This is a genomic window from Williamsia sp. D3, assembly GCF_000506245.1.
Classification (GTDB): Bacteria; Actinomycetota; Actinomycetes; order Mycobacteriales; family Mycobacteriaceae; genus Williamsia; species Williamsia muralis.
In genome coordinates this window covers 150,144-163,111 of the sequence record NZ_AYTE01000014.1, presented here as the reverse complement: position 1 = coordinate 163,111, position 12,968 = coordinate 150,144, and the positions used below count along the sequence as shown (strand labels likewise).

Annotated in this window: 11 protein-coding genes and 1 pseudogene; 10 read left to right on the top strand and 2 right to left on the bottom strand. The window is 61.9% G+C overall.

Annotated elements, in window-relative coordinates; genetic code table 11:
- Positions 1–24: 24 nt before the first annotated feature.
- From gcvH to W823_RS39665, 7 genes and pseudogenes are all read left to right on the top strand, one after another.
- The gene (gene gcvH / locus W823_RS39695) at positions 25–426 is read left to right on the top strand and encodes a glycine cleavage system protein GcvH (RefSeq protein WP_023956907.1); all 402 of its coding nucleotides are present in this window, start codon (positions 25–27) and stop codon (positions 424–426) included.
- Positions 426–1,709, top strand: a complete 1,284-nt coding sequence (glyA, locus tag W823_RS39690) for a serine hydroxymethyltransferase (RefSeq protein WP_023956905.1) — start codon at positions 426–428, stop codon at positions 1,707–1,709. The genes gcvH and glyA overlap by 1 nt, the downstream gene beginning before the upstream one ends.
- Positions 1,706–3,093 (top strand): annotated as a pseudogene (locus W823_RS39685) (L-serine ammonia-lyase). Before glyA ends, W823_RS39685 begins: the two are co-directional and overlap by 4 nt.
- Positions 3,090–4,022: an EamA family transporter RarD gene (gene rarD, locus W823_RS39680; RefSeq protein ID WP_038252823.1), complete on the top strand. Its 933-nt coding sequence runs from the start codon at positions 3,090–3,092 to the stop codon at positions 4,020–4,022. Before W823_RS39685 ends, rarD begins: the two are co-directional and overlap by 4 nt.
- 161 nt (positions 4,023–4,183) lie before the next feature.
- Positions 4,184–5,731, top strand: coding sequence for an APC family permease (locus tag W823_RS39675; RefSeq protein ID WP_023956901.1), 1,548 nt, complete (start codon positions 4,184–4,186; stop codon positions 5,729–5,731).
- A gap of 63 nt (positions 5,732–5,794) precedes the next feature.
- Entirely contained in the window at positions 5,795–7,624 is a 1,830-nt protein-coding gene (locus tag W823_RS39670; RefSeq protein ID WP_023956899.1) for a putative nucleotidyltransferase substrate binding domain-containing protein, read from the top strand.
- Entirely contained in the window at positions 7,624–8,250 is a 627-nt protein-coding gene (locus W823_RS39665) for a PolC-type DNA polymerase III (protein ID WP_023956897.1), read from the top strand. Before W823_RS39670 ends, W823_RS39665 begins: the two co-directional genes overlap by 1 nt.
- Here W823_RS39665 and W823_RS59550 read toward each other — a convergent pair.
- Positions 8,236–8,541 carry a response regulator transcription factor gene (locus W823_RS59550; RefSeq protein ID WP_369792601.1) on the bottom strand — a complete coding sequence of 102 codons (306 nt, stop codon included), beginning with the start codon at positions 8,539–8,541 and terminating at the stop codon, positions 8,236–8,238. The genes W823_RS39665 and W823_RS59550 overlap by 15 nt on opposite strands.
- A gap of 235 nt (positions 8,542–8,776) precedes the next feature.
- Positions 8,777–9,610: a mycofactocin-coupled SDR family oxidoreductase gene (locus W823_RS39655; RefSeq protein WP_023956892.1), complete on the bottom strand. Its 834-nt coding sequence runs from the start codon at positions 9,608–9,610 to the stop codon at positions 8,777–8,779.
- 422 nt (positions 9,611–10,032) lie between these two features.
- On the opposite strand from W823_RS39655, the gene W823_RS39650 reads away from it, so the two are divergent.
- From W823_RS39650 to W823_RS39635, 3 genes are all read left to right on the top strand, one after another.
- The gene (locus tag W823_RS39650) at positions 10,033–10,854 is read left to right on the top strand and encodes an alpha/beta fold hydrolase (protein ID WP_235189484.1); all 822 of its coding nucleotides are present in this window, start codon (positions 10,033–10,035) and stop codon (positions 10,852–10,854) included.
- Between the two features lie 210 nt (positions 10,855–11,064).
- A complete protein-coding gene (locus W823_RS39640; protein WP_081729693.1) occupies positions 11,065–12,018 on the top strand; it encodes an alcohol dehydrogenase catalytic domain-containing protein in 954 nt (317 codons plus the stop codon).
- Between the two features lie 189 nt (positions 12,019–12,207).
- On the top strand, positions 12,208–12,588 hold the full coding sequence (locus W823_RS39635) for a hypothetical protein (RefSeq protein WP_152538029.1): 381 nt from the start codon (positions 12,208–12,210) through the stop codon (positions 12,586–12,588).
- The last annotated feature ends 380 nt before the right edge of the window (positions 12,589–12,968 follow it).

The window sequence follows — 12,968 nt, the reverse complement described above, 5'->3', positions numbered from 1 at the left end:
CCCTGACGACAAAGGACCCTCATCATGAGCAATTCCGCACTTCCGGACAACATCTCGTACACCGCCGAGCACGAATGGGTCGCCCTGGCCCCCGGTGACGAACCGAGCGGTGATCCCGTCCGCGTCGGCATCACCTCGCTCGCCGTGGAGAACCTCGGCGACCTGGTCTACCTGGAGCTCCCCGAAGTCGGCTCGACGGTCACCGTCGGCGAGTCGTGCGGGGAGATCGAATCAACCAAAACGGTGTCTGAGCTCTTCCCGCCGGTCACCGGAACGGTGTCGATAATCAACACGAAGGCAGTCGAGAATCCTGAGCTGGTCACCGCCGACCCCTACGGAGAGGGATGGCTGTTCGCAATCATCCCGGACGGGGTCGGCGAACTGTGGACCGCACAGAAGTACGCGACCGAGAACGGGATTCAGTGATGACGATGCTGTCGCAATCGCTGGCCGAGTTCGACCCGGAGGTGTCCGCGCTGATCGACGACGAGTTGCGCCGACAGCAAGAAGGTCTGGAAATGATCGCTTCGGAGAACTACGCGCCGATTTCGGTGATGCAGGCCCAGGGTTCGGTGTTGACCAACAAATACGCGGAGGGCTACCCCGGGCGTCGCTACTACGGTGGCTGCCAGTTCGTCGACGGGATCGAGCAGATCGCGATTGATCGGGTCAAGACTCTGTTCGGCGCCGCGTACGCCAATGTGCAGCCGCACTCGGGGGCAACGGCCAATGCGGCGGTGATGCACGCTCTGATCAGGCCAGGGGACACCATCCTCGGACTGGCGCTGGCGCACGGCGGGCATCTGACCCACGGCATGCGGATCAACTTCTCCGGACGGCTGTACAACGTCGCCGCGTATGAGGTGTCGGCGGAGGACCACCGTATCGACATGGAGGCAGTCGCGACAGCTGCACGGGAGCATCGGCCCAAGCTGATCATCGCCGGGTGGTCCGCTTACCCGAGGAGCCTTGACTTCAAGGCATTCCGTGAGATCGCCGATGAGGTGGGCGCGCTACTGATGGTCGATATGGCGCACTTCGCCGGCCTGGTGGCGGCAGGGCTGCATCCTTCACCCATTCCCCACGCGCACGTGGTCACATCCACCACACACAAGACGCTCGGCGGGCCACGCGGCGGAATCATCTTGACCAACGACGCCGACGTCGCGAAAAAGGTCAACTCGGCCGTCTTCCCGGGCCAGCAGGGCGGCCCGCTCGAGCACGTCATCGCCGCCAAGGCTGCAGCGTTCAAGATGGCGCTCGAACCGGACTTCGCCGTGAGACAGCGCCAGACCCTCAGTGGTGCAACGATCCTGGCTGAACGCCTGGGCCGTGAGGATGTTGCCGGCCGCGGCATCAGCGTGGTCACCGGAGGTACCGATGTGCACCTGGTTCTCGTCGACCTTCGCAATGCGGACATCGACGGTAAAGAAGCCGAGGACCGTCTGGCCGCAGTCGACATCACAGTCAACCGGAACGCAGTTCCCTTCGACCCCCGTCCGCCGATGGTCACCTCTGGCCTGCGGATCGGCACGCCGGCACTGGCCTCCCGCGGCTTTGGCGATGTCGACTTCATCGAGGTCGCCGACATCATCGCCGTCACATTGGCTGCAGAGGCCGACCAGCTCGATTCGCTGCTGCCTGCTCTCCGGGATCGAGTGCGACTCCTCGCCCGCCGGCATCCGCTCTACCCGGAGTTGTCGACGTGACCGTCAGTACTTTCGACCTGTTTTCCGTCGGCATCGGGCCGTCGAGTTCGCACACCGTTGGCCCGATGCGTGCGGCAGCAGCGTTCGCGGAACAGCTTCGTGCTGAGCGCATTCTCGACCAACTCGACAAAGTTGCCGTCACGGTGTTCGGTTCGCTGGCGGCCACCGGACGAGGTCACGGAACCTTCGACGCGATCATGCTCGGACTCGAGGGTTTCGATCCGGAGACGATCAGCGTCGAGGCCAAGGAAGCAGCACTCTCTCGCCAGGAAGAATCCGGATACGTTCGTCTCGGCGGCGTGCGCCAGATTCAATTCCGGGTCACTGACATCATCCAGCGACCGGGTGTCGTGCTGGATGCACATCCCAACGCGATGACCTTCGTCGCCGAGTCGGACCGCCACGGTGAGCTGCTGTCGAGCACCTTCTATTCGGTGGGCGGGGGGTTCGTCGTCCCCGAGGGGAAGGACGACGACGGCAATGTTGCGGGCGACGGATGGTCGCCGTGGGCCTTTGACTCCGCCGCGGACCTCCTGGCGCTCGCCGCCCGCCACGGCATCGACATCAGCGAGATCATGATGCGCCACGAGCAGTACCAGCGGCCGGCGGATGAAGTGGAAAAGCGACTTCTACACATCCGCGATGTCATGCAGGAGTGTCAACGCAACGGTGTGGCTCGTACCGGGATGCTGCCGGGTGGTTTGAACGTGCAGCGTCGCGCCAACACCTGGTACACCAGGCTGGTTGACGAGGACCCCGATCGCAGTCACGAACACGCCGAGGCCTGGGTGAACTTGGTGGCCCTGGCGGTCAACGAGGAAAATGCGTCGGGTGGTCGAGTGGTCACGGCGCCCACCAACGGTGCGGCAGGAATCATTCCGGCAGTACTGCACTATGCCGAGCACTACACGCAGCGGGGACGGTCAGACCCTGATGGGGTGGCCATCGACTTCCTTCTCACCGCGAGTGCGATCGGGTCGCTGTACAAACAGCACGCCTCCATCTCGGGCGCCGAGGTCGGCTGCCAGGGCGAGGTGGGTTCGGCCGCATCGATGGCGGCCGGTGCACTGGCAGAGGTCATGGGTGGTACACCACCGCAGGTGGAGAATGCTGCAGAGATAGCGATGGAGCACTGCCTGGGCTTGACCTGCGATCCCATCGGCGGGCTGGTGCAGATCCCGTGCATCGAGCGGAACGCGATATCGGCGAACAAGGCGATCACGCTGCGCGGATGGCCCTCCGAGGTGACGGCACCCACCGAGTGACCCTGGACGAGGTGATAGCGACCATGCGCACCACCGGGCTGGACATGCACAGCAAGTACAAAGAGACCTCGACCGGCGGGCTGGCGGTCAACGTTGCTGTCAACATCATCGAGTGTTGACAAACGAAACTTCTTCTCGAGCGAACACCCGTCAGAGCGCGGGTGGCCTGGCCGCAGGCGTCGGCGCCTACGGAATCTGGGGGCTCTTCCCCGCATACTTTGGTCTGCTGGGTTTTACCGACGCCGGGCAGGTGGTTGCCTTCCGGGTGATCGCCACCGCGGTAGTTATGTTTTTGGTACTCATCGTCTTTCGGCAATTGCCCGAGCTACGGGCGATCGGTGCCCGCGGTTGGGCGCTCGTCGCCATCGGTGCAGCACTGATATCGCTGAACTGGGGAGTGTACGTCTACGCCGTTGAGAGCAACCAGGTGGTCGGGGCGGCTCTCGGCTACTTCATCAACCCGTTGATCAGTGTCCTCCTCGCGGTCGTCTTCTTTCACGAGAAGCTCAGTCGTGCGCAAGTTTTGGCGATTGTGATAGCAGCTGTCGCGGTCGTCGTCCTGACCGTCGACTACGGATCGCCTCCGTGGGTGGCGCTGCTCCTCGCTGGATCTTTTGCCGCTTACGGGGTGGTGAAAAAGGTCATCCCGTTGCGCCCATCGGTGAGCCTGGCCTCCGAGGGGCTGATCAGTTGGCCGTTCGCGCTCACATACCTGCTGGTTCTCGCGCACGCCGGTGTGCCGAGCGCAGCCAGTCACGGATGGTCGAATACCGCGCTGATGCTGCTGTTGGGCCCGATCACGGCGGTGCCTCTGCTGCTGTTCGGTGTTGCCGCCCAACGGTTGCCCCTCGTGAGCCTTGGTCTTCTGCAGTATCTGACGCCGACCATGCAGATGGTGTGGGGAGTTGCAGTGGCCCACGAGTACATGTCCCCGATGCGGTGGTGCGGATTCGCATTCGTCTGGGTGGCTCTTGTCATCTTCAGCTCCGACAGTTTGCGACAGAGCCGAAACGCCAGAACGCGCGTCCGCGGCACTGAGACGAAGTAGATTGCGCCCCCTTGTCGGACACAGCCGACGAAAAATTCGAACTATGCGCGGCAAACCGATCAAAATCAGCAATAAATCGCGTGAATGTACTGCAAGACCGATCACAGTGAAGTAGCGTTGCGAGCAATCGCTCCCCCCCGGGACCGCCGGAAGGAAACCAAATGTCAATCGAAAAACCCGAGCGCCGGAAGCGTCCCGCACTCGACACCCGCAGCGACGACGATGCCCATCTCGAGGCACTGGGTTACGAGAACCAGTTCGAACGCAAGATGAGCTTGTGGGCAAACTTTGCCCTTGGATTCGTCTATCTCTCGCCGATGGTCAGCGTGGTCTCCATCTTCGCGTTGGGGCTGTCGGAAGCCGGCCCCCCGGCGATCTGGTGGATCGTTCTGATCGGTGGCGGACAGTTGCTCGTTGCATTCGTCTTCGGTGAGATCGTGTCGCAGTATCCGGTAGCAGGTGGTCTTTACCAGTGGGCCAGACGCCTGTGGGGAGGACGATATTCGTGGGCGATGTCGTGGACTTACATCTGCTGCATCACCATCGGAATCACTACCACCGCGCTGTTCAGCTCAGACTTCATTGCCAGCCTCTTCGGGGGCACCGAGTCCGAACCGTCGGTCACACCCAGCGACGGCCAACGCCTCGGGATCACGCTCGCGGTACTTGCGATCTGCCTTGCGTTCAACCTCACCGGAACCAAGACATTGGCACGGCTATCCCAGATCGGTCTGGCTTGCGAAGTCGCCGGCATCGTCATCGTCGGCGTATACCTGCTGATCTTCGAGCGCAAGAACGACTTCGGAGTCTTCTTCGACACCCTCGGCGCCGGTGACGGTGACAGTCCCTACTTCTATGCCTTCCTCGGCGCATCCCTGGTGGGTCTGTACATGTTCTATGGGTTCGAATCGTGTGGAGAGGTCGCGGAAGAGACGCCCAACCCCGCACGAGCCATCCCCAAGGCGATGATCATGACGGTGGTGCTCGGCGGCTTCTTCGCGGTTGTGGCTTTTGCCGGTTACGTCCTGGCAGCACCGAACCTGCAAGCCATCGTCGATGGTGAGGACAGCAATCCCATCCCGTCGATCCTGCAAGACAGCATTGGCATCATCGGTACGAAACTCTTCTTGGTCTCGGTTCTCACGGCCTTCCTGGCCGGCGTGATGGGGCAGCAGGCCGCGGTGAGCAGACTGGTGTTCTCGTTCGGCCGAGACAACATGTTCCCCGGAGCTGCGTTCTTCGCCAAGACATCTAAGCGCCACGTCCCGAGCAACGCGCTGATCGCCATCAACATCATTCCGGTGGCCCTGGTGGTGTTCGTGTTCTTCGAGCCGGGTTCGCAGTTCCGAATTGCCGCATTCCAGGTACTCGCCGGGTATTTCGCGTTCCAGATGGTGGTGTTCGCGGCCCTGCGCATGCGACTGAAGGGCTGGCGTCCGGGCGGTCCGTGGTCGCTCGGACGGTTCGGGTTCGTCGTCAACATCGGCGCCCTGATCTTCGGGGTCCTGGCAATGATCGTATTGGCGAAGCCGAGCTCCGAACCCGGCCTGGCCTTCTACGACAGGTGGATCGCGCTGATCGGATTCCTGGTGGTGCTCGGCGTCGGCCTCGCCTACCTGTTCATCGCCAAGCCCGAACGTAATTCCACCGCCCCCGAGGGTGATGCCATCGAGGTCGCGGAACGCCTCAGCAGCGCACGCAATCGGTAATCATGGCCCGCTGCCTCGATGTGTCGTGTACCGTCGGTCGCTCCAGTTCTGGGGAGGCCGACGGTGCGTGAGTACATGGAATTCCTCGGAGCCCATTCCCCATATGACCGGCTTGACTCCGCAGATCTGCGATCACTGGCCGAGACGGTCGACGTCGAATTCTTCGCCTCGGGCACGATGATCGTGCCCGAAGGGGCTGAGCCGTTGCACGAGATGAGTGTCATCCGCACCGGTTCGGTGCAGATACTCGACCGCGGTCGTGAAGTCGACCTGCTCACTGCGGGAGATACATTCGGCCATGTCTCCGTCCTCTCCGGACTGGCGCCGTCGATGTCGGTCCGCGCTGTAGAAGACACCGTCTGCTATCAACTACCCGATCCGCGGAACCGACTGGTGCATCCAGAGGTGCTGCAGTACAGCCACTATGGCTCGGTCACTGCTCGAGACCGGCTGATCTCGGTGGGAGGAGCGGTCGATCGGCTCGAACGCCCACTGAGCGAAGTCACCAAGGGCGTTCTGTGGTGCGAGCCAACGGACAGTATCCGGGCCGTGGCACGTGAGATCACCGAAACAGGACAGTCGTGCGCGATCTTTGTCCGCGGTGACGAAATAGGCATCGTCACCGACGATGATTTCCGGCGGCGCGTGGCCACAGGTGAGATTCCGGTGGACCAGCCGGTTGACACCATTGCCAGCATCCCCGCCCTGTCGGTCTCAGGTGACTACACCGTCAGCGCAGCCTATTTACGCATGGTCGAGTTCGGCATACATCACCTCGTGGTGACCGATGCCCGAGGACGTCCGATGGGAATCGCTCGAGTCGTCGACATCGCGGCGACCGACGTCAGTCATCCTCTGGTCATCCGGAGCGCGGCAGCCAAGGCCGACACGATCGAGCAGCTGGCCGACGCTGCGCGCCTGTTGAATCCGACACTCGTCGAGCTCTGGGATGCCGGAGTTCCGCCGATGCATCTCGCCGCAGTCTTGTCCACCATGAACGAGGCCCTGTTCCGGCGAGTAGTCGAGCTCCACACTGCGAACGACGAACTGTGGCAATCGATCAACCCCTCATGGATGCTCCTGGGTTCGCTCGGGCGACGAGAACCGCTTCCGAACTCCGATCTCGACACCGCGGTTGCCTGGTCGACAGAGGGGGATGAGCAGGTCATGGATGCGGCAGTCCTCAAGGCGGCATCGCGTGCAATCGTCGAGGCCACAAAACGGTGCGGGCTGCGACCATGTCAGCAAGGACTGAACCCGTCCAACGACCTGTTCAACAGATCCGCGCCCGGGTGGGCTGAAGCCGCTCGCTCGTGGCGCACCGAGCCCGAAGACGATGAATCGGTGATGATGGTCTCGACCATGCTCGATGCGCGCCCGTTGACCTACGCCCGGCTCACCCAACCACTCCAGTCGGCCTTGTCTGCGACGCCCGGGCGCGATGCGTATGCACGGACCCTCACGATGAATGCCCTACGCCAGCGCCCGCCCGCCGGCTTCGTTCGCGAGTTCGTCGTCGAGCACATGGGTCGTCGCCGGAGTTTGAACCTGAAAAAGGCTGCACTACGTCCCGCTGCATCATTAGCGCGTGCTCTCGCCTTTCGGGCAGGCGACGCATCTGGGTCGACCCTCAAACGGATAACGACGGCTCGCGACTCGGGACTGCTCAGCCATCCCGAGGCCGACGATCTATCGAGTGCTTATCAGCACTGTTTTGGTCTCGTGGCCGAGCATCAGATCTTGGCGTTGCGCGAGCACCGGCAGATTTCCTCGTGTCTGGACCCAGCCACGATCACCGGGCCGGAACGCCGTCAGTTACGAGACGCGTTCCGCGCCATCAAGTCCGTGCAGGATCGGATCGCTTCCGACCGATATGACAAGGCAGTGCTCTGATGCGCTTTCGTCGCCGAACGTCCGACGCGGACGCCTCCGTGTCACCGGCGTCGTGGAAGAGCTGGAACTACCTGGTCATCGACTTGGAGACCAGTGGTTTCGATCCCGTTGCCGACCAGATCAATTCGATCGGTGCGGTGCCCATCGATGGTGGCCGAATCATGAGTTCTGCCGCACATTATTCGCTCGTGCACAGCTCCCGACGAATCTCGGAAGAGGCAGTCAAGATTCATGGCATCCGCAGCGAAGATACCGCCGCTGCACCGTCATTGGCCGATTGCGTCGACCGTTTCGACAACTTGATGCGGGGACGTGTACTCGTCGCCCACGGCGCGCATATCGAACGCGCATTTCTGCGCAGGGCCTTCCGTCACACTCACAGAGAGTTCGCGCAGTCATTCATCGACACGGCAGTGCTGGCACGGGATTACCTTGACGTGGACATGGAACCGCACCAGAGCATTTCTCTGGAATTCGTTGCCGAGCAGATGAATCTGCCGATCCATACTCCCCACCACGCGCTGGGTGACGCCATGACCACGGCAATCGTGTTCACTGCGCTGGCCACCAAGCTGGAGGAATCGGGGAACGCGGGAGCGGTCAGTCTGCTCTCACGATGCTCGTGATGCTCGTGATGCTCGTGATGCCCGAGTGTCGGTGACCGGCTGCCGCCCTCGTACTTCCACACGTGCCATCCACGCCGCAACCTCACTTCGGTTCTGGGCGCCGAGCTTTCGCATTATGTTGCGCACGTGGAACTTGACGGTGGTCTCAGAGATTATGAGATCTTGTCCGATTGCCCGATTTCTCATTCCCGCGCCGACTGCTCTGGCAACATCGATCTCGCGGCTTGTCAGAAGCTTTTCTACCCGGGTTCGGTCCGAGTTCGAGGCGGATTGCTCGAGGCCGACGATCATGTCCGCGACGAGCCGGCGACACTGTGCCAGTGCGGCATGCGGATGCGACGAACCCGTGGCCGCCTCCAAGTGCCGATATACTTCTTGCAGCCGCCCGACCAGTTCAGGGGTGCTCGAGCACTCCATCCCAATAGCAGTCTGCACCGAATCTGCAGCGCCCCAACTTATTTGATGTTCGGGTTGGGGCGCGACGTTCGGACTCGGACGCGGCGAGGCCGCAGGCGCGTTCATGACATCACGACTTGACGATGAAGCCCGCGTCGATTGTCAGCGTGGATGCGGTGATGTACCGGCCCGCCTCGCTGACCAGATAAAGTATCGCGCGGCTGACATCGATCGGCTCCATCCACGGCACGGGCAAGATGTGGGTACCTGTGAAAGCAGATTCGACGGACTCGCGGGTGGGTGAGGGGTTGTCGGGCTGGAACAACCCCCAGACGTACGGATTTTGGATCATGTTCGTGTCGACGCAGGTGGGATTTACGGAGTTGACGCGGATGCCGTACTCGCCCAACTCGCGCGCCAGGCTCGTCATCATTCCGGTGACACCGTGCTTCGATGCCGCGTATGAGGACATGTTCTCGGCGCCCTTGAGCGCCTCGGTCGAACCAATGAACACCACCGACCCGCCCTCGCCCTGTTTGATCAAAGTCGGGACCGCGGCCTTCACCGTGTGCCACACCCCGGTGAGGTTGATGTCAATGGTCTCGCGCCAGGCCTCTTCAGAGATCTCCCATGTTTTACCCCCGGAGCACAGACCGGCATTCGGAATGACGATGTCAACCCGACCGAACTCATCGAGCCCGCGCTGAAAAGCTGCCTCGACCTGCGCGAAATCGCGGACATCGCCGTGGGACAACACCGTTGGCGCGCCGACCTCGTGAAGCAGCCGCCGGGTCTCTTCCAGGTCGGCATCGGTGGCGCCGGGATAAGCCGTCGAGGCGAGTTCGTCGCATAGGTCGAAGCCGATGATGGAGGCGCCCTCCTCGGCGAGAGTCAGTGCGTGTGAACGCCCCTGGCCGCGAGCCACGCCCGAGATAAAGACAACTTGACCGTCCAGTTGGCCCATTTCAGCGGCCTTTCATTCCTGAGCAGGCAATCGGTGTCACACCGCGCGGAGCGCGAGTAAACGATAGTATCCGAGCTGCTGTACCGGTTTGGCGATCGAAACGCCGCCTTAATCATCATAAGTGATCGGTTCACCGATCGCATCTCATGTTTGAAACTCACGTGAGGGCCTTTAAGCGGCGGCCGTCGAGGTCTGGGCATTCTCACCTCGTGATCGAGGCGATTCTCGCGCGGAGCATTACTACTGATCTGCCGGCCTACTGCGCGGGCGGGCGAATGTTGACATGTGTCTAGACGGCAGTCTAATCTCGCGCAGTCACAGTTTCGCCCGTTTGCCGAAGGAGCGCCGTGTTGTCAGATGCTGAGCTGGTTGCGGGTGAGATCCGCGTCGGACACCTGCGCTTTGACACGACTCGGAACTCGGTGGCGCAGAGCGAATGCGAGCAGCCGCCAGTCGTTTTGCTACATGGGTTTCCTCAATCACGTGCCTCCTGGGATGAAGTCATGCGTCATCTCGACCAGGTCGACGTTCCCGCACTGTCTTTCGACCAGCGCGGGTACTCCCCGGGGGCGCGGCCCTCGGGAGTCGACGAATACCGCATTGAACATCTCATCGACGACGTAGTCGAAGTCTGTCGAGGTTACGGTTACGACCGCATACAACTTGTCGGTCACGACTGGGGCGCGACCGTTGCCTGGCAGGTCGCTGCGCGACACCCGGACCTAGTACATTCTCTGATCGCAGTGGCGGTGCCGCATCCGAATGCCTTTGCATGGGCGATAACTCACGACGCAGACCAGATCGAACGGTCCTGGTACATGGATTTCTTGAAGGACGACCCATCGGCGGTGGCCCTCCTCACGGACAATGATGGCGCCGGACTTCGAGCTGGGTACGGCGATGTGGTTGACGAGGACACCGCACAACGCCACCTGAAGGTCTTGCTGCAGCCAGGCGCCCTCGATGCGGCCATCAACTGGTATCGCGCGGCTCGTGATGATCCGCCGCAGATCTGCGTCTCGACGCCGACGACCTTGATCTGGGGCGATGGGGACATGGCCGTCGGACGAGCCGGTATAGAGCGTTCGCGGGTGTATGTGACGGGCGAGTACCGTCTTGTGGAGTTGGCGGGTATTTCGCATTGGATTCCAGAACACGCACCCGAGGACGTTGTCGAGGAGATTGTCAGTCAGCGAGAACGGTTTTCGATCAACGCCGAGATCAAAACGCCGGACAATGATTGATCGGCACGTGCAGGTCGTGATCGCTGATGTGAACGTCGATGCAGCCCGCGACGCCGCGTCGGACTTGGGCCGACTGCGCATGCCGCAACAATAGATGTCTTCGGCGAAGACCTCGATCGCCTTCGGTCGTAGCTCGCAACCCGACGAGAACAGCACGATCCGGCTCGATGAGGCCAAGCAATGAACTAGACAAAAGGAGCGCGTGAGCACGTGAAAGCTCTACAGAACGTCGGCGCGGGACGCGTGGAGATTGTCGATGTGGACGAGCCTGTCCCCACGCAGGGGGAAGTTCTGATCAACGTGCGTGCTGCTGGCGTCTGTGGATCCGATCTGCACGGCGTAGCGGACGGTCTGTATCTGCCTGCGCTGACCATTGGCCACGAATTCGGCGGCGTCACCGACGACGGTCGTCGTGTGGCAGTCAATCCGCAAATGCCCTGCGATGCATGCGATCTGTGTACCTCAGGACGGTCGCACCTGTGCAGTCGTAACACCATCATCGGAATCTCCCGACCGGGTGGAATTGCGGAAAGAGTCTCGGTGCCCGAGGGACGCCTAGTCACGCTGCCCGACCACGCGTCGTGGACCGCTGCGGCCATGTCGGAGGTGACAGCGACGGCACTGCACGCCATCAACCGGGCCGGCGACGTTCACGGGAAAAGGATAGGTATCGTCGGCGGCGGCCCAATCGGTATCGCCGCTGCACTTTGCGCGTGGCGCGCGGGCGCGGGTGAGGTCGTCCTCTCCGAGGTGTCGCCGACTCGGCAGGCGGTGCTCAAATCACTCGAGGTCGGCTACGTGGTCAGCGCCCTGGAACCAGACAGCTTCGATATCTGTATTGACGCTGCGGGAGCACAGGCGACGCAGGCCATGTCGATCTCTGCTCTGCGACCCGGTGGTCGCGCGGTATGGGTAGGTATTCACGGCGACGATGTATGCATCCCATATGGCGCCTACAGCATCGTCGTCGCTGAACGAGACGTGATTGGTTCGTTCGCGTACAGCGACAGCGAATTCGAGACGGCAGTTGGTTTATCGGCGGACTGGGACTGGAGTTGGGTGACGTCAATCCCACTTCACGAGGCCACTAGCTCCTTTAACGCCCTGCAGCACGGATCGTCCGACATCGTGAAAGTCCACTACGTGTTAGAGGAGCAGAGATGAGCGAGACCAAGTGCGGGAACGGCGCGCGGGCTCGTGTCCATCAAGTTGTTGGACCGTTACTTCCCACGGGCGCCCGGTGATTCGCTTGCCGGGTGGCCACCGATAGGCCTTGCCGCGGCCACCGGCCAGGTACCAATCACCAAGGAGACCATGCGTCATGCAGCGGCTGGGGTCTCGTACGTTCACTCGATGACGCCGTGGTTCGCCGCTATCCGTCAACACCGAGGGGGCGTCCGGCATCTTCGCCTAGTTCTCGACGTCGGGGCCGCGAACTGTTTTGATGACCGTGACGTAGAAGTGGGTTTGATGCACGCCACCAATACCACCAATGCCGCCGTTGCCCTCCGGCTGGCCTTGCCAAAGGTGTTGAGCGCAGCCAATATCCGGCTGGTATGGAACTTGGACGAGAGCACGCTGGTGGCGGCCGACTCGATCGCGGCCGGACAGAGCCGCGGCCACCGTACCTATGTCTCCATGTCATCAACCCGCGCCACCGTCTCCCTGATGGCAACCTCGATACACGGCCTCTCGCCGGCCTGTTTCTGCATCGTCCGCGCTAATCAGCTTTAGCGCGGACTCCGCGTGCGTCACGCTGGCCATTCGTCACGAAGCCCGCGGAGTGATTGCGATGACGTCCGTTTCAGCGTGCACTCGGAGACCCCCCTTTTCGTCGCAAAGTTGTCGCTGCTAAACCAGATTCGGCGAGTAATTTGGAGCCGCAGAGACGAGCCTAGCGGCTATGTCGGGTCATACAGGGCTGCGAGGCAACCGATGTGAGGACGTCGGCGGTGTCGAGTCTGCGGTCATCGCCTGGTGGCGATGAGGCTCGTGGGGTGCGGTAAGAATGTGCCTATGCAGTGGACAGACACACACGTGCATGTTGTCGATTTCTTGCAGCGTCCGGCAGACTCTGCCGGGTTGATCAGGTCTCTCCGAGACAGTGGTGCTGA